Origin of the sequence: Paenibacillus sp. IHBB 10380, from assembly GCF_000949425.1 — a bacterium.
Classification (GTDB): domain Bacteria; phylum Bacillota; class Bacilli; order Paenibacillales; family Paenibacillaceae; genus Paenibacillus_AQ.
The window spans coordinates 5,056,251-5,076,857 of the sequence record NZ_CP010976.1; the positions used below are offsets into that span (position 1 = coordinate 5,056,251).

A 20,607-nucleotide genomic window follows, 5' to 3' on the forward strand; every position below is an offset into this window, starting at 1 on the left:
ACATAATGCTTATAAATACGATTTGTAATATATGACGATGTTTAACACGTTTAGGAGGTGGAATGAATGGAAATGTTTTTACAAATACTGCTCGTGATTTTCTCCATTGGTTTGATCGCGGTTGTTCTGTTACAAAAAGGGAAAAGCGCAGGTCTTTCCGGCGCCATCTCCGGCGGTGCTGAACATCTTTTTGGTAAGACTAAAGCACGGGGTATGGACTTAGTGCTTCAACGCTTAACTGTTGGAATTGCAGCAGGGTTCTTTATTCTAGCTATAGTTGTAGCTGTAATTGTAAAATAATGCTCATGAACGAAAAACCTTCACTCTTTCAAAATTTATGGGAGCGAAGGTTTTTTTTGAGCAATTTAGTTTAGATTGACCTCCACCGTACCCTCTTGATCTCTTCATTCCGTTGGATTATCCTCTGTCCCATCTTTACACTTCATCTTTACACACAAAATGTCTTCATAATTATTTGAATAGGTCTTATTAGGGTAATGGATATGGAGCATACTACAGGATGTGAGTTAAAGGGATGTAAGAGATTAAAATCGTGTATACTAGGATATGGGTATAGTAAAGAATAACAATACAAAGCGAAGGATACATAAGAACTTGCAGCTCTATATAACTGCAAGTCATCTGAGGTGAATAAACATGATAACAAAAGAAGCAGTACTTAATTTTATGCGGGAGACCGCTTATAAACCGATGACTTACCAGGAACTTGAGCAGCATTTCGGTATCGATAACGCTCATGACTTCAAGGATTTCTTGAAGCTGTTAAATGCGATAGAGCAAGAAGGTGAAATTATCCTTACTCGTACTAATCGCTATGGCGTACCTGAGCGAATGGATCTTTTGCGTGGACGATTGCAGGCTCATGCCAAAGGATTCGCCTTCTTCATTCCTGAAGATCGCGAGCATCCAGACGTCTACATTAATGCAAATGACCTTAAGAGTGCGATGAATGGTGATATTGTTCTGATTCGAGTGACTTCTAAGAGTCAAGACGGAGGCAAGCTGGAAGGTGAAGTGATACGTGTTGTTAAGCGGGCAGTGACCCAAGTTGTGGGCGTGTTCCAGAACAATGAATCGTATGGTTTCGTGCTACCTGATGACAAGCGAATTAACCGCGATATTTTTATTCCCAAGAATGCATTTAATGGTGCTGTGAATGGGGAGAAGGTTGTCGTGAGAATCGTGAACTATCCAGAAGGCCGTTCGGCGGCTGAGGGTGAAGTAGCGGAGGTTCTTGGTCATAAGGATGATCCAGGCGTTGATATTATTTCTATCATTCGTAAGCATCAATTGCCAGAAGCGTTCCCTGAAGAAGTGTTGGCTGAGGCTGAGCAGGCCCCAGATTCCATTACAGATGCAGAGATTCTAGAACAAGGTCGGCGAGATCTACGTCATAAGACCATTGTGACCATTGATGGAGAAGATGCTAAGGATTTGGATGATGCGGTAAACGTCGAACTTCTTCCTAATGGAAATTATCGACTAGGCGTGCATATTGCGGACGTAGGTTATTATGTACGTGAGAATTCTGATCTGGATATAGAAGCTTATAACCGAGGTTGTAGTGTGTATTTGGTGGATCGGGTGATTCCGATGCTTCCACATCGTCTCTCGAATGGTATTTGTAGTCTTAATCCACAAGTGGACAGGCTGACATTATCTTGTGAGATGGAATTTAATGATCAAATGAAAGTGGTCAATCACGAGGTATTCACGAGTGTGATTAAGACCAAAGAACGTATGACCTATACGAATGTACGCAAGATTCTGGAGGATGAAGATCCTGAGCTTATGGTGCGTTACGCTGATTTAGTCGGAGATTTCCGTCTGATGAAGGAGCTCGCTATGAAGCTACGTGGAAATCGGATGAAGCGTGGGGCGGTTGATTTTGACTTCCAGGAATCTAAGGTCATTGTGGATGAGAAGGGTAAGGCAGTAGATATTGTCAAAAGAGAACGTTCTATTGCAGAGCAAATTATTGAGGAGTTTATGCTAGCGGCTAACGAAACAGTAGCTGAGCATTTCCATTGGTTAAAGGTTCCGTTCATCTATCGTATCCATGAAAATCCAGATCCAGAGAAATTGCAGAATTTCATGGCTTTTGCGGCTAATTTCGGGCATCAAGTTAAAGGCAGAGGGAACTCGATTCATCCTCGTGCTCTTCAATCCTTGCTTGAGGATATTCAAGGAACCAAGGAACAGACGGTCATTAGTACGATGATGCTACGTTCGATGAAGCAAGCGAAGTATGATGCGGAGACTTCGGGCCACTTCGGACTAGCTGCAGAATATTATTCTCACTTTACATCACCGATCCGTCGGTACCCAGATCTAGCGATTCACCGTGTAATTCGTGAAGTGATTGAAAGTAATGGTGTATTGTCCGAGAAACGTCAAGAATATTTAGCTGCTCGTATGCCAGATGTGGCACAGCAGTCCTCTGAACGGGAACGTGTTGCGGTAGAAGCAGAGCGGGATACGGACCAGCTTAAGAAAGCGGAGTATATGCTTGATAAAGTTGGCGAGGAATTCGACGGTATTATTAGCAGTGTGACAAGCTTTGGAATGTTCATTGAACTGGACAACACAGTAGAGGGTCTGATTCGTCTAAGTGCGTTAACAGATGACTATTACCATTTTGATGAACAAATCATGTCATTGATTGGTGAACGTACTTCGAAGGTATTCCGAATTGGCGATGAATTGAAGATTCGTGTAGCGAGAGTGAACATGGACGATCATACGATTGACTTTGAGTTGATTGATATGAAGCCGCGTGCCGAGGGTAGTCGTGGTGGACGTGGTAACGGTAGAAGTGGTGGCGGATTCGGTAGAGGTATAGGACGCGGTGGTAAGGGCACGGGTAGCAAAGGCACAGGTAGCTCTAGCGGAGGTCGTGGTGGTAAAGCATCAGGCGGCGTAAGTAAACCTATCGCAGGTAGTAATGCTAGTGGCGATAATAAGGCGTCCGGTAAGGCTAAAGTAGGAAAAGGCTCAGGTGGTAAAGGAGTCGGCAAGAAAACACAAAGAAATCATGGAGCTGGTAAAGGTATGGGGAGTATCGGAATTGGAAGTACACCAAGTGGCGCAAGCCCTGCTGTGGGGAACACTGTTGAAGGTAGCCAAACGGTCGACAAGGGCGCTAAGGTAGTCGATGGTAGTGGCGTGAACAAACGGAAACGTAGTAAAGGCACTGGCGGTGGCAAAAGTACAGGTGGCAAGCCTGCAACCTCATCGTACGGTCGTTATGATAATGGCAAAAAAACACCACCCCGTATTGGATTTAACTTCGGTTCGGGTAAGGGTGGTTATGGAGCTGCTACACCTAGCGTGGCTGAGCAGCCTACTAGAGCGACTTCAGATGAAGGTAGTCGTAAGTCTAAGCCATCAGGTAAAGGTGGCGTCTTTCTAGGCGGAACGGCTACACCAGGTAGTGGTGCTGAAGGAAATGAAGGGCGTAAGCGCAATGGTGGAGAAGAGAAGTAGTGTTTCTGTTTTTTACGCTAAAAGAAGAATACATGCGCTGGATAAGCAATGAAAGGGTTTAGATTTCCTTGATTTTGCCTGATTCACTTGATACAATGGATTTCTATGGAATGATTGATTCCAGAAATCCATTGTGTTTAATGATAGTGAGGAGTGAGAACATGGGTAAGAGTGACGGGAAAGTCTTGGCCCAGAACAAGAAAGCTTCCCATGATTATTTCATTGAGGAGACGTATGAAGCTGGCATGGTGTTGACGGGCACTGAGATTAAGTCACTTCGTAACGGCAGAGCGAATATCGGGGATGCTTTTGCAACGATCCGTAATGGCGAAATTCATATCCACAATATGCATATTAGTCCTTTCGAACAGGGTAACCGTAGTAACCCAACAGATCCAACAAGAACTCGAAAGCTACTTATGCACAAGCAACAAATTTCTAAGCTCATTGGGCTATCTAAGCAAGAGGGATATACCATTGTACCGCTTAAAATTTATATCCGAAACGGATATGCGAAGCTCCTACTGGGTCTTGGTAGAGGTAAGAAGCAGTATGATAAACGTGATACGGCTGCCAAACGCGATGCTCAACGTGATATTCAACGTGCGTTACGTGAGAAGCAGAAAATTGCAAGATAAGTAAGGAATGTTACGCCAAAGCGTCTCATATGATCCTTTATTGGCAATCATAACCTCGATTTCCTTGAAGTAAGTATCATAGAGATGTAGAAATGTGATATACTAAGTTATACGAGATCGACAGATCTTGTTCAATGATTACCTTCTAGTGGTCCTTTTTCATGGAGGAAAAGGATACTGAATAGAACATCATGTCTTGACTACTCAAGATTCTATCCTAGAAGCCCTTTATATTAAGGGGGCGTTTATGGATTCGACGGGGATAGTTTGAGCATGGGTAGCGGGTAGTGGGGACGCGTCCGCTTTATCAACGCTAAAGCCTATTAAATGGCAAAACACAAAACAACTACGCTTTCGCAGCCTAAGAAACTGTGAGCGTGCTCCTACCTAGCATCGTCCATGTGACTAGACTAGGGGCTAACCAATAGTGGAATACGCTGTCTCATCTCCGCCTGGGGTGAGCTGAAGAAGATAATCAGGCTGACCCAACGTATAGCCGGTTACGGGGCGATACTCGGGTGACATCAAAACTGTGACTACACCCGTAGAATCTTATGTGTCGATATTTTCGGACAGGGGTTCGACTCCCCTCGCCTCCATATGTAGTATCAGAAACGGACACCATGCGGTGTCCGTTTTTGCTCATTCGTACTCGACGGGGATGGTTGACCCGCGTGGTTACGGGGTTTCTGGCTTCTCTGACTCTGAATAAGAAACATTTCTGATGCTGTACGGGGCATACTCGGGTGACATCAAAACTGTGACTACACCTGTGGAAGCTGATGTGTCGATATTTTAGGACAGGGGTTCGACTTCCCTCCATTTATACCATTAAAAAAGCGACCGTAATAGGTCGCCTTTTTACGCTTTCTTATTTGGAAAAGGTAGTGAAATCGCTTGTTTATTGGCTCCACAGTGCTTCGTTCGATGAATAGCTAAGGGTAGCAGATGCGAAGGGCGTAGGCTTAATGATAGTTGCCAGATTCATTTTCCGTGTATTTGCCATTGCTGTCATGCAGCGCTTGTTTCCGGCGATCATTGTGCGCCTGCTGCTGTTGTTGGGCCTCCAGGCTGTTCACGGGTGTCGCATCCAGCTCTTTCACTGTGTTGATTAGGTTCTTGTCCGGTTGGTTTGTACTCAATTGAAAGGTCCTCCTTGTTTACTGGAATAGGTTTGTGTAGTCTATTATGTGCTGGCAGTTGCGTTGCTATTCGTACTGTGATTTCTACAGAAAACCTAGGGATACACCACAGATAGAATTTGGACAAAAAATACGTATTGTGAAGATGTAACATTACGAACAAATCTACTACGATGGAATTGGACGAGTTAGCTGCTTTATTACGCAAGTATCAAAGTAATCAGCCTGATTTTCCATTTCCAGTCCTGCAGCAATTTGGTGTCCGTCAAACCATCGACTTCTTTAACATGCTCGGACTTCCGCTGACAAGTTTGGAGGATGGCCGGATGTATCCGATGTCGCTACAGGCCAGCTCCGTGTTGGATATTTTCCGGCTTGCCCTGGAGGATCGGAATGTGCCAGTGTACTTTAATCATAAAGTGTTGGATATAACCGTGTCCAAAGATCATCCACGCTTTACAATTCTATGTCAAATGGAGACAGAGGAGACACAGGAACAGGTAGTTATAACCATCGATTATCTTTTTCTATGTACTGGAGGTCTTACCGCTCCGAAAACGGGGACGGACGGTTCCGGTTATACCCTTGCTCAGCGTTTGGGGCACACACTTATTGAGCCTTTGCCGGCGAATATCCGCATCTAAAGGCCTTGTCGGGTGTAAAGTTCGAAGGGATGGCTCATATCATCGCGGGCGGTCAAACGATCCGCAGCGAATATGGCGAAATTCTTTTCACCGACTATGGCATTTCCGGCCCAGCCATTCTCCAGCTTAGTCGAGTAGCCTCGTCTAAGTTAGCTCAAGATGAGTCTGTGGTCATATCGGTTGATTTAATGCCGGACCGTAGTAGGGAAGAGGTAATTGATTTTCTGGAAATGCACTGGGGGACCTTCGGGCATCGGACCGTTGCGGATTTCTTTATTGGCATCATCAATAAGAAGTTGATACCCATTCTTTTGAAGGAAGCAGGCATCAATGACCAGCCTAACCTCCTCTGTCAGGATTTAATGTGGAAAACGAAAAAGATATTCTATCGACTAATGAAACATTGGGAATTCGTAGTGACCGGCACAAACAACTTTACGTTTGCTCAAACGACGGTCGGAGGCATCGATACAACAGAAATTAACAAGGGAACGTTGGAATCCAAACTTGTTTCCGGACTCTATTTTGCTGGTGAGGCTATGGATGTGGATGGAGATTGCGGTGGATACAGGTGGATACAACCTGCAGTGGGCCTGGAGTTCCGGTTATGCCGCAGCGAAGGGGCTTACCGACCATATTGCCCGCGTCCCTGAATGATGATTTTAGACGATAGCTTCATGCTATTATGTAAGGTTTCGGCTGTCTTTATGTTAAATGGATGATCTTGATGCATGCAGGAGGCCACTGAAAAACTTGCGTTTTAATTTTGTGAAGTGAATTTAAATTGATAAAGGTGACTTTCCATTCAATTCTGAATGAAAAGTCACCTTTATTTATCTTCTTTTCCCTCTCTTTTACTTCATAAGTGTCAATATTTTTTTGAGATTGACAGCAAATATGACCATCACTCCTTGTATGTGCATGCCAACGAGACCTGAGGATGATGCGACATCATACCCGTGTCTATGTTTCGCTTCTATTTTTAGCGCTCTTTTGCCTTTTCTTTGAAGTATTCACTTTCCTGGAAGTTCTTCTGGTCGCTATGTGGCGTTCACAATTTGAAATCATCCGCGACACCACCTACCATTAATACATCTATTATACAAGAAAACAGAATACCCTTCCTCATAAATCAAGGTTAGGTATCCTGTTTAGATAATTCGGAATTTTTCAGTGGCCTCGCATGCAGCGGAGCGGTTTTATTCAATCGCAGCTGCAGCCTGCATGATGAAAGGGAGAGAAAGAGCATTTGCAGATGCTGTAATCCAGTTATACAGTTATGGTCTCATATTCGGTGTATGTACAGGAGCAGTTCTTGCTTTCGTAGCTTGCTCGAAGGAATAAGCTAGGTTAAGCAGCGTTTGCTCACTGTATGCTGATCCCAAGAATGAGATGCCCACCGGTACGCCTTCTTCTACCGTTCCCGCAGGTACGGTTACTTCAGGGAAGCCTGTAGCAGATGCCACGTAGCTCGCTGCATAAGTATCATACGCATTGCAGACATAGGTAGGGTCTTCTTTGTCAAAGCGGTTGGAAGCAGGGCAGGCCATCGTAGGGAAAACGATAGCGTCCAGGTTGTTCTTCTTCATAATCTTTTCAATTTCTTTACGGGTCTGCGGTATTTCTTTCTTAACGATATTCTTGTACTCTTTGGAATATAGAGTATCTGCTTTAGCCAATGCTGTCTTCAAGCCTTCCAAACGAGCAGGGTTAACAGGTGTTGCCGAGTTCAATACTTCAGGAGATTCACTAATATCGATTACCTCTTGCAGCGTTTTAGGTCCGCCGGCAGGAAGCGAGCGCAAATATTTTTCAAACTGTCTTTTGAATTCCGCATCCCCGACCGGTCCAAGAACTGGAGTCCAGAGGTACTTGGTTTGTTTGGAGAATGTGACAGGCACTACTTCCGTTCCCATGCTTTTCATTTTAGCAATCGCTTGATTCGTAATAGCATCTACTTCATCATTGCCGCCGAAGAAGTCAGTCGCCACGCCGATACGCGCATGCTTCAGCGAAGAAGCGTTCAGTGCTTTGGCGTAGTCTTGAACATGGCGGTTCGCAGATTTTGTCGCATAATCTGCTTTGTCTGTTCCAGCCATCGCAGTAAGCACTAAGCTAGCGTCTTCGACACTACGTGCCAAAGGACCAGTTACGTCCAAAGAAAGGGAAAAAGGGACGACGCCGCTGCGACTAGTCAATCCCATAGTCGGTCTGATACCTACTAGCCCGGTAACATTGGCTGGACCTCTGACGGAACCGGAAGTATCCGTTCCAAGTCCGAATACGGCAAAGTTAGCCGCTACAGCTGCTGCACTACCGCTGCTGGAACCGGAAGCATCACGGTTCAGATTGTAAGGATTAATTGTCAAACCGCCCATGGAGCTATAGCCCAGTCTGCCATAGGAAGCGGCGAGCTCGGACATGTTTGTTTTGGCGATTACAATGGCTCCGGCATCGATAAGCTTCTGAACGGTGAATGAATTCTTAGTAGGATGTTCATTCTTCAGAGCTACAGCCCCAGATGTGGTCGGCATGCCAACCACATCAAAGTTATCCTTTACGACAAAAGGAATGCCGTGAAGCTTGCTTCTTGGTCCTTTCGATTTGCGCTCGGCATCGAGTGCCTTTGCTGTTTCAAGAGCTTGGTTGTTAACCGCAATAATAGAATTTATAACAGGGCCTTGTTTATCAAAGGCTTCAATACGTTTCAGATAGTATTCCACCAGCTCTTCCGATGTAATTTGCTTTGTGTCCAGAGCTTTTGTGACTTCATCGATGCTTTTCTCAAACGGATCAAACGTACTTTTTGCTATTTCGGCATTTGCATGATTCCATGGCAAAATCGAGAAAACTAGCAAAATAGCTAGTAAAGCTTTGAAGTTTATATATTTTTTTCTCAAGTGTCCTGCCTCCTGATGTCTTTTTTTAAGTAGTTCTTAATGCTCATTTTCCCTCCCTGTAACAGTTATCGTCATTTCCTCTGGAAAAATGAATATAATTCGACAAATGTTCGCTTAATTCATTAGTTAATTCGACAATATATAACAAAAACCATTCTTTTACCGATAGTATGTATAAACACACTTACATGTTTACACAACAAGATGGAGGAGAAACAACTTGAGAAAGAAACTACAGTGGAATCTAAAGCTTCAACTATTGGTTACGATGGTCGTCCTGGTATTGCTGTCGACATTATCGATGGGCCTCGGGATCAACCAGCAAGTTAAGGGGGAAATGACGGAGGATTTCTACGATGCAACTCGGAAGGAAATCGAACAAGTTAGCGGTGCTATAGACTTGTACTTTACTACCGTGAATGAGTCGGTTGAATACTTTGCCAAGAGCCCGCTCATCAAGAAGATCGACAGTTCCATCACCTCTTACGTGGATGCGGTAGGAGCAGATGGAACTCTTCAGATGACTCCAGCTAAAAATGGAGGTATAGAAGCTAAGATTTATAACTTTTTCTTGGAATATTCTAAGACGCATCCAAATGTGCCTTATATCTATTTGGGAACAAAGGATGGCGGATACATACAATGGCCGGATGGTACTTCCACCGATAAATTTGACCCGAGACCAAGAGCGTGGTACACCCAGGCGGTTGAGAATCCCGACAAAATCGTGCGCTCGGGTGCTTACGCTGCCTTTACCACAGGTGCTCCGATCGTCAGCTCTTCGGTTACCATTAAGGATGACGCAGGTAACATCGTTGGTGTTCAAGGTGTAGACGTAAGCTTGGACTTTCTGACCGATACCATCAATAACATGAAGATCGGTAAAACCGGCTATGTCATCTTGGCAGATCAAACCGGTACGATCCTCGCAAATCCTAAGAACCCGGAAACCAACTTTAAAAATCTAATGGATCTGGGTATAGCCGAGTTTGCTGACATTGACAAACTGGCAGGCAAAAATTTGGACATCACCTTGAATAAGCAGAACTACACGGCTAGTGTCTACGTATCACCAGAGAATGGTTGGAAATATATTGCAGTTATGGATGAGGGTGAAGTAGCGGAATCAGTCAATGCGATCCAGGACATTATTTTCCTCATCATGGTTGTTATCGCTGTTATCGCCATCGGAGTAGCTTTGTATTTAGCTGGCGCGATTACGAAGCCGATAAATGCGGCTGTTCAGTATTTGCAGCAAATCGGCAGTGGTGACTTGGCGATCGATATTCCGCAATCTATGCTGAACAAGCGAAGTGAAGTAGGCACCATGGTACGGGCTATTGATGCGATGAAACAGGATATGCAGAACATGATCGGTGGCATTTCTACTTCGGGCCAAATTGTCTCTCAATCGGCGGATAAACTTACAGACAGCATGGATCAGACACAAAAGGCTTCCTCACTCATTACCGAGTCCATCGTTCAACTTGCTACCGCTTCTAATGATGAAGCTAACAACGTTATGGAGGGCTCTGAAAAAGTTGAGCAGCTCGGCGGAGCGATTGATCAAGTTACGGCATCCGCTCAGGAAATACTGGATCTTGCTCGTCGTACAGCCGAATTGAATCAACGCGGTATCGTAATTGTGCAGGAGCTAGTAGGGAAATTTAACAGCACACAACGGGCTTCTGAGGAAACAGCACAAGCTATTAATCATGTGAGTGGCAGCACTGGTGAAATCAGAGGCATACTCGGTACGATTCTTGAAATCTCCGGTCAGACGAATTTGCTGGCTCTAAATGCGTCCATTGAGGCTTCAAGAGCAGGTGAACATGGGCGAGGATTCTCCGTGGTAGCTGCCGAGATCCGCAAGCTCGCGGAGCAATCAGCTTCCGCTGCGAATAATATCAGTCACATTATTTCAACTGTAAACAACCAGGTGGGATCGGCTGTTCAGGCCATCGGCAAATCCCGCGAACTGTTTATAGACCAGGAAACGGCGGTTCGAGAAACCGAAACCATCTTTAACGATATTATGGTGTCCGTGAACAGCCAAATGGACATGACGAATCAGGTTGACGGCCAAATCCAGCTGATGGTTGAAAAACGCTATGAACTCACAGACGTCTTCACCAATATCTCAGCGATTACGGAAGAGAATGCTGCCATTACCCAAGACGTGTCCGCGGCAGCAGAGGAACAACTGGCTACGATTGATGATATAGCAGGTTATCTGACTCAGCTGCAGGGACTTTCCAAGGATCTTGAGGACAATATTAAGAAATTCAACATCCATAACCAGTGATGTACTCCCCGCATGGGAGAGAAACTCTTTAGAACAAAACAAACCAGCCAAGGGAAGCTAGACTTCCCCTGGCTGGTTTTCGTATAGGATGTTCCCAAAGGACTATGAAAACGAGGAATCATATAAAAGAATTTAATCTGATTTTCATAAAATATTCTCTCTAGCTCCTCAAGATCTATGCCCTCAGGAGAACGTTTAATACCCAGAGTTGAAAAAATCCAAGTAAAGGTCAACGAAACTTGCCGCATGCCACAGCATTATTATTATATGTTTCAAAAAGGAAGCATGCCTAGTGCGTGGACTGAAGAGCCGCCGTCCTTCGCTGAGGTTATAGATAGATTGAGGAGGCAAGTGAATGATATTATTACTGCAGCGGATGGGAAGTTAAATGATGTGATTGCTCAGAGGCTGTTAAAGGCGGATTAAAAACGATGCGTAATTGGCAAAATGAGATCATCAATTACCATCGTTGTCGATGGACGAATGCAACCGTAATCGGCTTAACTAATTAATCAAGCACTGATTTCGAGGTTGAGCCAGAAAAGGAACTAAGAAAGTGTTACATAAATCAGAGGAAATGGTTCTAATCCTAGTCTAAAGTCTAGGTTCAGACACTCCCTAAGACGGTTACGTCAGGCAAATAAGGCGGATATAATGGATTTATAACTCAGAGCGTGACTTATGAAGCCAAAGGAGTGTTTGAAATATGAAGACAATAGAAGCGACTGCAAAGGCGCCATCAGGTAAGGTGAATTGGGTGCTTTTTAATCCAAAAACCTATGCAACGATCCTCTATTTATTGTTATCTCTCCCGTTAGGGATTATCTATTTTACAGTAGCGATAACGGGAATTGCACTATCAATCGGTTTAACTCCATTATTTATTGGAATACCGCTGTTTTTTGGAGTAGCTAAGCTGTTGAATGGGATTGTGAATTTTGAACAAAGCATGATCAGACAAATTTTGGGTTTGCCTACTCCTCCTGTTTCATATACCTACAATCAACAGTCTGAAGCTGGGCATAACTGGCTGATGCGAATGGTGAGAGGTTTTGACGGAGGGCTATTCATTCGAGATCTGCTGCTCGTATTACTAAGATTTGTAACAGGCATTGTATTCTTTGTTATTATGGTAACGGTGATTTCACTAGGACTAGGATTTATTGCTCTTCCAGTCGTGCATATCATTTTAATGAATGAGATGAAGCTTGATATTTTAGAAAATACCTTGTTTAGTTATTTTCATATCGATTGGACCTATAATCAGCAATATATGCTGTACGTAGGCGTTGGCCTTGTGCTTTTTTGGATCGCGCTTCGCGTCGTGAATGGGCTCATGCAAATTCAGCGCAGAATCATGTATGTGGACGAGCCATATCAGCAGCCGTCAGTGCCAGTGGAGTCACAAATACATGCGCCGGTTCAGTCGCAATATTATGAGTACCAAGAGGAGCAGCCCACTCAAGGGATGATGCAGCCATCCTATAGAGAGCCTTAGAAGCTCTCTTTTTTTATGCGTATCGTCAAAGTGCTAATCCCTCTATGAATGAGGTACAATTAAAAAAACTCAGGGATTCTAGTTTCACAATGAATCCCTGAGTTTTATTTTTTTCACATGAAAACCTTGAGCTGATTATGCAGCAGTTACATAGATTACTGTGATATTGCTTGTAATTATACTCCAATCATTGAGATAAATAGAATCAAACGGACCATGAGCTTGATTCACAGTATCCGCCGCCCATGAAGAGCTTTAAGTCGGTTTATACGCACCGTTTCATAGAAGAATTGGTCAATAATAATTTTATGGAGCAACGCATGCAATCGGATCATTTTTTTTATGATCATAGGAAGGAAACATGCTATGATGTATAATATTTGGGAGAATTCCTAAAATTAGGGGGCGGATATGAAGAGAATCGTCGTAGTTTTATTTTTTGTACTCATGATTTTAACGTTTCATCAGCCGGTACACGCCGACTCCAATCAATATTGGATCATGCTGGATGGCAAATATTTGAATACGAAATTGACTCCGATCAATAATAACGGAAGTATCTATGTTCCGATGCGCTTAATCTTCGAGTCGCTGCACGCCGAAGTGACTTATGTTCCCGAAGAAGGAAAGGTCATCGGCGAAAAAGGTGACATTATGATCGAGCTTCAGCTCGGCAAAACGATGGCTTATAAAAATAGTCAACCGATTCTTTTGTCCGGACCTCCAATGATCGTAAACAACAGCTTCTATGTACCGATCCGTTTTGTCAGCGAATCCCTAGGGGCATCGGTATTTTGGAAATCGGACATCCATGCCGTGGTGATCGAAACACCGCAATTGACGGCCATTACCGAGCTTCCGGTGCTCAATGATCGCGGCAACCCAGCTGTTCTAGAGCGCAGTGGAAATATGAAATTGAAGTGGTCGTTTCAAGATGAAAGTCCATATGAAATGTACAGAGGGTATAAGGGGCCGACGGATACTCTGATTTTTTCAAATTTCGATACGATCAAAGTGATGGACCGTGATGGAAATCTTCAGAATGAATGGCCGTTCAAGCATAAGGACATCCCGGCGAAGATCAATGCGATAATCAATAAGGGGTTAGCGGAATCGGGATCGGAACCGACACAATCGTTTCATGTCACCAAAGATAATAAAACTTTGGAAAAAATAGACCCGAAAACCGGAAAAGCGCTGTGGACTTATCGTTTACCGGTCTCTGAGGAAAAGATGGGATTTAGTTTCCTTGATTACACCGTGTTTCTGGACCCATACGGAACTGTCTACATATCAACTCAAGGCGGCACACTGCATGCCCTGAATTCCGCTGACGGAAGTTTGAAATTCAAGCTGGTATTCAACCACCGCACTATTTCTTCGACGGAAGTGCTCCCGCTGTCCGCAACCGAGCTAGTGGTGCTGAATGACAATGCCATTATGTTTTTTGAAATTAAAGAGTAAAACGTCTTAGTTAACGAAACTGCGCAATCTTATTTGGGCGAAATCAGGCGTTTGATTTTTAGGATATGAAAAATAAGCCAGTTGTTTTGTAAGGAGAGACGAGCCTCAAAGATGAGGACCCGAGACTAGAAGAAATCCAGACATTATACAAAACTAATATTTCGAATGGTACGAAGACTCAGATAGTGAGAAAGTAGAATACTATGGAAGTAGTACAACACGTATTTAGAGTATGAGAGTATTAGGAGCATACAGTAAAAGGAAATGGTACTGACGGTAAGTTATTTACTACCTTTAATTTACTTTATCAAGGGGATATCATGGATATTAAGGTTCAATAACTTTTCTAGGCTAGAATCGGGTGCTTACTTATAAAGGGAACAGCACCCGATTATTTAGGGAGATCTATTTAAGCACTGTATGGACACATTTGATCGTAATACTGTTATTTTCGATTTTTAATGTAGGAATAACTAAAATACATCTTGTTCATCAAGAGAAGAAAGAAATTGTTCCCGGACATGAAAATGAGCAAAGGGAATTAATGCTTAGCGATGGATGCCAGTGAATCAGATTGGGATATGGATATTAAACGGAGTATTTTTGGTAACATGACTGCTGATGGATATATGGCCATGCTTGATGAAGCGGATCATTTCGGTACAGCTTTGGTCAAAGCGCTGGGCTAATTCAATATTTAATCAAAAATAACATTTTGAGAAAAAGTCATCTGGAATATGCATCGGATGGACTATTACAGACGAAATCATTACCTTCATGGCTCCGTTTTCAGATAGTTATCTAACGATTAAAAAGGGACGATATGGAACATTCGGCGGCGAATTGTGGTTTTGCACAGCCACGGTTCGCCTCCACCATGAAAGCCCGACCTCACGCGGTCGGGCTTTTGATTTGCTCGGAATTGTAGACAATTTGTAAAATATAGAAGTCTATTTTTTGATTATCCTGTAGACGAAAAGTCTACAAGTTATAGATGGTTGTGCTCCCAAGCGATATTTTTTACAAATTACTTCAACTCTTTAACATGTGAATTTACAGTTCATCTATATACTTAAATCAATATCATAATGCATTCGAAGGGGATTACAACAACATGAACAGCAAGCTGAAGTCTTTAATTTGTACCTCATTCGCCTTTTTCATGCTCGCACAGAGTATGGCGACGGTGTCTGCAACAGAGAACACACCTTCCACCAGTTCAACAGGAAGATGGATGTCTGGTGAGTACCATACCCACACCATACAATCGGCAGATGCATCCGAATCTTTTATGAAATTGGAAAATGTACTCGATGCTGCGTTTCGAGAGGATCTTGACAATAAGCCTGTAGAAACAGTCACATCACTGACGTACGGCAATCCCTTTGATTTCATCGTGCTATCTGATCATCTGCGCGATTCGCCGCGAGACCCAGATGGCAACAATAAGGGCACTGCACGTTGGGAAGCGATTAAAGAACAGCAGGACAAGCTTGCAGCGCTCCAAGCTGCTGGAAAATACACAGATAAATTCATTTATTCTGGTTTTGAATGGGACATGATGGGCTTGGATCATGGTTCTGTCGGCATTATTGATTCCAAAAGTAATGAAGTGCCCATCGATGCTATTCATCAATTCGAGTGGTTGTACAGCTACGATACAGCTCCAGATATGTTTCATTCAGATGAGACTACTCTTTGGGGAGCAAGGCCTGATAAGAATACGTTGAAACCTGATAAAAATAAAACCTTTGAAGCCATTGAGTGGCTGAAAACGAATTACCCGGAGAGCTATGTATTGCTTAACCATCCATCTAGACATAATGGTGATAGCAGTGGTGTTGTCACTATCGAAGATATTCGCAAGATGAATGATATTGCTCCTGAGATTGTATTCGGTATGGAAGGGCTACCGGGTAACCAAATGGCAGGCGGTGGGAATAGAGCGGAATTAAAAGACGTATACGGCGGAGCTGACGTCATGGTCGCAAAGGTCGGCGGAATGTGGGATGCCATGCTTGGTGAAGGTCGTCACTTCTGGAACTTCACAAATTCCGACTTTCATTTTAAGTTGAGCAGCAATCGGAGTTACTCAAGTGGTTACTGGCCTAGCGAGTACTCGCGAAACAATACTTGGGTCGAGGGTAATACCTTCAAAGATATTGTAGAGGGTATGCGTTCAGGTAAATCTTATGCCGTTTATGGCGATCTTATCAATGCGCTTGACTTCAAAGCCACTGGAAATGGCGCTCAAGCTGAAATGGGCGAGAACCTACAGGTAACCGAAGGGGATCTTACAACAATCAGCATTCGCTTCAAGAACCCAGAGCACAACAACTATGCACCAATTAGCCCGCATGAAACCTCAGTCACTAATGATACCAAAGTCGATCATGTCGATCTGATCTCAGGAGAAGTAACTGGCAAGCTCGATGTAAGTCAATATGCCAGCAATACAACCAATGCCACGACGAAAGTTATTAAACGTTTTACGAAAGAAGATTGGGGACAACCAGATGTCGAAGGCTATTATACTGTTTCCTATAAGGTACCTGCGGATACAAACCGTTATTATCGTTTGCGCGGTACGAACCTTGGTACAGACGTAGCAGGCTTCACAAAGAACGGCGAGCCTTTACAAGATCAATCATTTGATAGGGGTAGTGACACGCCGGAGCTGAACGAGGAACGCTTCAATAATATTAATGACCGTAACTATACAGGCTTGTGGTTTTATTCCAATCCGATCTTTGTTAATGTCGCCGGGCTCAGTGACGAGCAGGCAGTTACCGATACGATTACTAGTGTAACTTCAACACTTGGTGATACGAGTGCGATTACCACTAACATTCCCCTCCCTTCTGAAGGGTTGCATGGTACCCGGATTGAATGGAAGAGCAGTAATGCGTATATCATTCGCATCGACAACAACACTGCGATTGTTACACGTCCATCCTCTGGCATGGGGGATATGCGTATCACACTGACTGCAACGATATCTCGCGGCGATCAAAGCATAGATAAACCCTATACCTTTATCGTTAAAGCCTACCCTTCTAACAACTTGCCAGACAACAACTCGTCAGGCAACAGTTCGTCAGGCAACAGCTCGCCAGGCAACAACTCTAGCAAGCCGAATGCGTCTGTCTCAGGTGGTGGTGGAACAGTTACTGCTGCTTCAAATGGCAATATTACAATAACACCTGACAAAGGCTACCAGGTTAAAGATGTTACGATCAATGGGATATCTAAGGGAGCACTCACTCAATTGACGGGTCTGAAATCTTCTGATCAAGTTGTTGTGACCTTCGAGAAGCTTCCGGAGCAACCTCAGAAGCCAACTGAGCCTGCTAAGCCTGTTGTTACTTTTAGTGATGTTTCGAATCACTGGGCGGCTTCATCCATTAACTATGTTGTGGAACATGCATTGTTCACGGGTACCGCGGCAAATACGTTTAGCCCGAGCAAAACCATGACTCGTGGTATGCTGGTCACGGTTATGCACCGCTTAGCGGATAAACCTGAAGTAGAGTCAAATCACTTCAAAGATGTTAATACGAATGCCTATTACAGTGATGCGGTAGCTTGGGCAAGCCAGAATAACATCGTCACTGGGGTTGATAGTACTCACTTTGCTCCAGATCAATCTATTACTCGTGAACAACTTGCACAGATATTCTTTAATTATGCAAAAGCAAACAAATTGAATATTAATGCTAGGCAGTCATTAGTCGCTTTCACAGATGCGAACAAAATCTCATCTTGGGCAGTTGATGCGATGAAGTGGTCCGTAAGCAATCATTTACTTTCTGGTACGGGTAATGGCATGCTTGATCCAACGGGTGCCGTATCACGTGCTGAAGTCGCAGCAATTATTAATCGTTTTATGACTACCTTTAACATGTAATAATAAATACTATTTTCAAATGGACAAAAGTGCACCTTTTAGAATAATCATTTGGTAAAGCCCAACTGGGTTAACCGATGAATTCTAGGGGGTGCACTTATTTCTTTATAAAAAACACCATCCTTTTAAGGATGATGTTTTTTATTTTCATGAAGATATTAACGAATCTCTATCATGCGAACTGTGACCCTCTGAACACAATTCGATGACTATATCACCTACTATAACTCTGAACGACATCAATGGTCACTCAGAACTCATCTGATCACTGCCTAAGAATGGTCGTCTTTTTCAAACTGTCCACTAATACGGTCACATTCTTGTCAGGATAAAGAGTCCTTTTTTCTATTTTAAAAATTGTCTTAAAAATAGGTATTGATATATATTCATATATTTGAATTGTTTTTGTGGTATATTAGTAATTAATGGAAATATTGTGCACTTAATTTAAAGGTTCAAGTTTTTGTCATCATAAATTATAGAGGAGATTGATTAATAATATGATATCTGAAGTTTCTATCTTACCAATTCAATCTGTCTATTCTATTGACAATCACATCATTACTGCCACAGTTTTAAATGAAGAACCTTTAATAATGAAATTTGATCATGTACTCAGCGATGAAGAATGCCAAGCACTTATCGAGTCTGCTGCATCTCGTCTTGAACAATCGAAATTAGTGAATAAAGAAGTTAGTCAGATTCGTACTAGCAAAGGTATGTTTTTTGATAAAAACGAAAGCCTATTAATTAATATAATTGAGAACCGCATATCAAGCTTAATGCAGGTACCCATTGCACATGCTGAAGGACTACAAGTTTTACATTATGAACCTGGACAAGAGTATAAAGAACATTATGATTTTTTTGGGCCCAATAACCCTTCAAGTCATAATAATCGAATAAGTACATTAGTCATATACTTAAATGATGTAGAAGAAGGAGGAGAAACAACACTTCCAAACTTAGGTATTACTGTGAAACCAGTTAAAGGATCTGCTGTTTACTTCGAATATTTTTATAATAATCAAACATTAAACGAACTAACGCTGCATAGTGGTGAACCTGTTATCCGCGGTGAAAAATGGGTAGCTACTCAATGGATGCGTAAACAACGAATTCGAGAAGGGGACTAAAGTTTAGGTGTACAGAGCGATCAATCTAATGTGATGAAGGAGACAATCATGCTGGGTCTAGCGAAAGTTGTTTATGGGGCGGGCGAGTATCGCTTACGATGCTAGTCATTGCTTGCAATGACTTTCAGGTGCAATCAAACCGTGACTACACCGGAATGCCAAGCGCAGTTTATGGGTCGATATTTTCTGACAGGGATTCAAATCCCCTCGCCTTCATACTGAAAGCCCCGCCCGCACTAGGACGGGGCTTTCTCATACCTATAGTGTAGCCAAAATGTCCCTTATTTTCTCCTATCCTACGGGAAATCGCTTCAAGTAATCGAACCACAGAGTTTGAAGGAAAAACTTGTTGTTGTTGCGTCGGAGTTAATGGAATATTATCAACTTTGATAATTTCACTGACAGCAGATGTCAGTGAAGTTATTTTATAATGATGATAATCATTGATTACCGATGGATGGTTGGTATCACTTGATGAATTGTAAAATAAGGAGAACTTGCAAATGAATAATACGGTATATCTTTATGTGTTTGACACAATGGCAGACTGGGAAATAGGTTACTTAACTGCCGAACTGAACTCGGGAAGATATTATAAAAAGGGGCTGGCCCCATCAAAAATAGTTACCGTGGGAATTGAAAAGACTCCTGTAACTACAATGGGCGGACTTACAATACTGCCTGACATCAAACTGGATGAGTGCAGCATTGAAAGCACAGATACATTGATTTTACCCGGTGGAGATACATGGACAGAAACAATTCACGAACCCATCTTAAAAATCGCCCAGAGGTGTTTAAAGGAAGGTATATTGGTTGCAGCGATTTGTGGTGCCACAATGGGACTTGCCCAGACAGGATTGCTGAATTCACGCCTGCATACAAGCAATGATCTGGAATACCTTAAAATGATCTGTCCCACTTACACGGGCGAAAAGTATTATAAAATGGAGTCTGTTGTAACTGATGGAAAACTGATCACTGCATCTGGAATAGCTCCGTTGGAATTTTCTGTACACGTCTTGAAAGCTTTGGGTGTGTTTTCTTCAAAAACATTAGATGCCTGGTATAGTCTTAATAAGACTCATGAATCCAAATATTTCTATGAGTTGATGAATTCAATCCAATGAAGGTATAAGCATAAAATATACGGCTTTACATCTATTACCCCAGCAAAAGTAAGGGAACCGGTTGCAAGCTTTGTTTCAGATGATCGATTCGGAAGTATATTGGATTCTTTTGGAGTAAGATGGTCTATTATGACTAGGATTGGGGATTTGTCAGAAGAAGAAAGTAGTCGGAGGGTTGCTGAATGGGCCAAAAGCTTTAGTGGCTCGTTCTATCCCCTCGCCTCTATTAGAAGAACCGGCTCAATGAGCGGGTTTTTTCTTGTTTAGGGACTAAATTGTAGACCGATTGTAGACGTCATTTATGAATTAAGTAACAGAGGTCGAGAGTTTTGATAT

Annotated in this window: 15 protein-coding genes, 1 other RNA gene and 5 pseudogenes; 17 read left to right on the forward strand and 4 right to left on the reverse strand. The window is 42.9% G+C overall.

Annotated elements, in window-relative coordinates; genetic code table 11:
- The first annotated feature begins 66 nt into the window (after window positions 1-66).
- From secG to ssrA, 4 genes are all read left to right on the forward strand, one after another.
- On the forward strand, window positions 67-300 hold the full coding sequence (gene secG, locus UB51_RS23010; protein WP_044879303.1) for a preprotein translocase subunit SecG: 234 nt from the start codon (window positions 67-69) through the stop codon (window positions 298-300).
- Window positions 301-657: 357 nt separating this feature from the next.
- A complete protein-coding gene (gene rnr, locus UB51_RS23015; RefSeq protein WP_082063232.1) occupies window positions 658-3,507 on the forward strand; it encodes a ribonuclease R in 2,850 nt (949 codons plus the stop codon).
- A gap of 161 nt (window positions 3,508-3,668) precedes the next feature.
- Window positions 3,669-4,145 (forward strand): SsrA-binding protein SmpB, encoded by a 477-nt coding sequence (gene smpB, locus UB51_RS23020; RefSeq protein ID WP_044879304.1) that lies wholly within the window; start codon window positions 3,669-3,671, stop codon window positions 4,143-4,145.
- Window positions 4,146-4,382: 237 nt separating this feature from the next.
- Window positions 4,383-4,747: a transfer-messenger RNA gene (ssrA, locus tag UB51_RS27415) on the forward strand.
- Window positions 4,748-5,110: 363 nt separating this feature from the next.
- Here the strand turns inward: ssrA and UB51_RS28590 are convergent.
- Window positions 5,111-5,287, reverse strand: a complete 177-nt coding sequence (locus tag UB51_RS28590) for a hypothetical protein (protein WP_199924961.1) — start codon at window positions 5,285-5,287, stop codon at window positions 5,111-5,113.
- 152 nt (window positions 5,288-5,439) lie between these two features.
- Here UB51_RS28590 and UB51_RS29160 point away from each other — a divergent pair, with 152 nt between their 5' ends.
- Together UB51_RS29160 and UB51_RS29165 are read left to right on the forward strand one after the other, a co-directional pair.
- On the forward strand, window positions 5,440-5,931 hold the full coding sequence (locus UB51_RS29160) for an NAD(P)/FAD-dependent oxidoreductase (protein WP_267884771.1): 492 nt from the start codon (window positions 5,440-5,442) through the stop codon (window positions 5,929-5,931).
- 29 nt (window positions 5,932-5,960) lie between these two features.
- Window positions 5,961-6,584, forward strand: coding sequence for an NAD(P)/FAD-dependent oxidoreductase (locus UB51_RS29165; protein ID WP_052676041.1), 624 nt, complete (start codon window positions 5,961-5,963; stop codon window positions 6,582-6,584).
- 201 nt (window positions 6,585-6,785) lie between these two features.
- On the opposite strand, the pseudogene UB51_RS27425 reads toward UB51_RS29165, so the two are convergent.
- Both UB51_RS27425 and UB51_RS23030 read right to left on the reverse strand, forming a co-directional pair.
- A pseudogene (locus UB51_RS27425) lies at window positions 6,786-6,982 on the reverse strand (IS5/IS1182 family transposase); the annotation flags it as partial.
- Between the two features lie 226 nt (window positions 6,983-7,208).
- Complete coding sequence (locus tag UB51_RS23030; protein WP_052676042.1) at window positions 7,209-8,831, reverse strand: amidase family protein; 1,623 nt, start codon at window positions 8,829-8,831, stop codon at window positions 7,209-7,211.
- A 220-nt stretch (window positions 8,832-9,051) separates the two neighbouring features.
- Here UB51_RS23030 and UB51_RS23035 point away from each other — a divergent pair, with 220 nt between their 5' ends.
- Window positions 9,052-11,136 (forward strand): methyl-accepting chemotaxis protein, encoded by a 2,085-nt coding sequence (locus UB51_RS23035; RefSeq protein ID WP_044879305.1) that lies wholly within the window; start codon window positions 9,052-9,054, stop codon window positions 11,134-11,136.
- Window positions 11,137-11,198: 62 nt separating this feature from the next.
- On the opposite strand, the pseudogene UB51_RS29845 reads toward UB51_RS23035, so the two are convergent.
- Window positions 11,199-11,342 (reverse strand): annotated as a pseudogene (locus tag UB51_RS29845) (PLP-dependent aminotransferase family protein); the annotation flags it as partial.
- A gap of 40 nt (window positions 11,343-11,382) precedes the next feature.
- Here UB51_RS29845 and UB51_RS28040 point away from each other — a divergent pair.
- The 10 genes and pseudogenes from UB51_RS28040 to UB51_RS29175 form a co-directional block, all read left to right on the forward strand.
- Window positions 11,383-11,562, forward strand: a complete 180-nt coding sequence (locus tag UB51_RS28040) for a hypothetical protein (RefSeq protein ID WP_144407056.1) — start codon at window positions 11,383-11,385, stop codon at window positions 11,560-11,562.
- 280 nt (window positions 11,563-11,842) lie between these two features.
- On the forward strand, window positions 11,843-12,634 hold the full coding sequence (locus UB51_RS23040; protein ID WP_044879306.1) for a sensor domain-containing protein: 792 nt from the start codon (window positions 11,843-11,845) through the stop codon (window positions 12,632-12,634).
- A 411-nt stretch (window positions 12,635-13,045) separates the two neighbouring features.
- Window positions 13,046-14,098 carry a copper amine oxidase N-terminal domain-containing protein gene (locus UB51_RS26620; protein ID WP_052676043.1) on the forward strand — a complete coding sequence of 351 codons (1,053 nt, stop codon included), beginning with the start codon at window positions 13,046-13,048 and terminating at the stop codon, window positions 14,096-14,098.
- Window positions 14,099-14,652: 554 nt separating this feature from the next.
- Entirely contained in the window at window positions 14,653-14,787 is a 135-nt protein-coding gene (locus tag UB51_RS29345; protein ID WP_267884717.1) for a hypothetical protein, read from the forward strand.
- Between the two features lie 425 nt (window positions 14,788-15,212).
- The gene (locus UB51_RS26625) at window positions 15,213-18,005 is read left to right on the forward strand and encodes an S-layer homology domain-containing protein (protein WP_052676044.1); all 2,793 of its coding nucleotides are present in this window, start codon (window positions 15,213-15,215) and stop codon (window positions 18,003-18,005) included.
- Between the two features lie 201 nt (window positions 18,006-18,206).
- A pseudogene (locus UB51_RS29850) lies at window positions 18,207-18,281 on the forward strand (IS3 family transposase); the annotation flags it as partial.
- 224 nt (window positions 18,282-18,505) lie between these two features.
- Window positions 18,506-19,141 (forward strand): 2OG-Fe(II) oxygenase, encoded by a 636-nt coding sequence (locus UB51_RS23055; protein WP_044879307.1) that lies wholly within the window; start codon window positions 18,506-18,508, stop codon window positions 19,139-19,141.
- Between the two features lie 276 nt (window positions 19,142-19,417).
- Window positions 19,418-19,531: pseudogene (locus UB51_RS29170) on the forward strand (DNA-binding transcriptional regulator); the annotation flags it as partial.
- Window positions 19,532-19,644: 113 nt separating this feature from the next.
- Window positions 19,645-20,271 (forward strand): type 1 glutamine amidotransferase family protein, encoded by a 627-nt coding sequence (locus UB51_RS23060; RefSeq protein ID WP_044879308.1) that lies wholly within the window; start codon window positions 19,645-19,647, stop codon window positions 20,269-20,271.
- 42 nt (window positions 20,272-20,313) lie between these two features.
- A pseudogene (locus UB51_RS29175) lies at window positions 20,314-20,538 on the forward strand (hypothetical protein); the annotation flags it as partial.
- Window positions 20,539-20,607: the final 69 nt, after the last annotated feature.

What these genes read in the sequence shown, in the direction of transcription:
- secG (WP_044879303.1), top strand. Translation starts at nt 67, where the DNA reads ATGGAAATGTTTTTACAAATACTGCTCGTGATTTTCTCCATTGGTTTG.
- rnr (WP_082063232.1), top strand. Translation starts at nt 658, where the DNA reads ATGATAACAAAAGAAGCAGTACTTAATTTTATGCGGGAGACCGCTTAT.
- smpB (WP_044879304.1), top strand. Translation starts at nt 3,669, where the DNA reads ATGGGTAAGAGTGACGGGAAAGTCTTGGCCCAGAACAAGAAAGCTTCC.
- UB51_RS29165 (WP_052676041.1), top strand. Translation starts at nt 5,961, where the DNA reads ATGGCTCATATCATCGCGGGCGGTCAAACGATCCGCAGCGAATATGGC.
- UB51_RS28040 (WP_144407056.1), top strand. Translation starts at nt 11,383, where the DNA reads ATGCCACAGCATTATTATTATATGTTTCAAAAAGGAAGCATGCCTAGT.
- UB51_RS23040 (WP_044879306.1), top strand. Translation starts at nt 11,843, where the DNA reads ATGAAGACAATAGAAGCGACTGCAAAGGCGCCATCAGGTAAGGTGAAT.
- UB51_RS26620 (WP_052676043.1), top strand. Translation starts at nt 13,046, where the DNA reads ATGAAGAGAATCGTCGTAGTTTTATTTTTTGTACTCATGATTTTAACG.
- UB51_RS29345 (WP_267884717.1), top strand. Translation starts at nt 14,653, where the DNA reads ATGGATGCCAGTGAATCAGATTGGGATATGGATATTAAACGGAGTATT.
- UB51_RS26625 (WP_052676044.1), top strand. Translation starts at nt 15,213, where the DNA reads ATGAACAGCAAGCTGAAGTCTTTAATTTGTACCTCATTCGCCTTTTTC.
- UB51_RS23055 (WP_044879307.1), top strand. Translation starts at nt 18,506, where the DNA reads ATGATATCTGAAGTTTCTATCTTACCAATTCAATCTGTCTATTCTATT.
- UB51_RS23060 (WP_044879308.1), top strand. Translation starts at nt 19,645, where the DNA reads ATGAATAATACGGTATATCTTTATGTGTTTGACACAATGGCAGACTGG.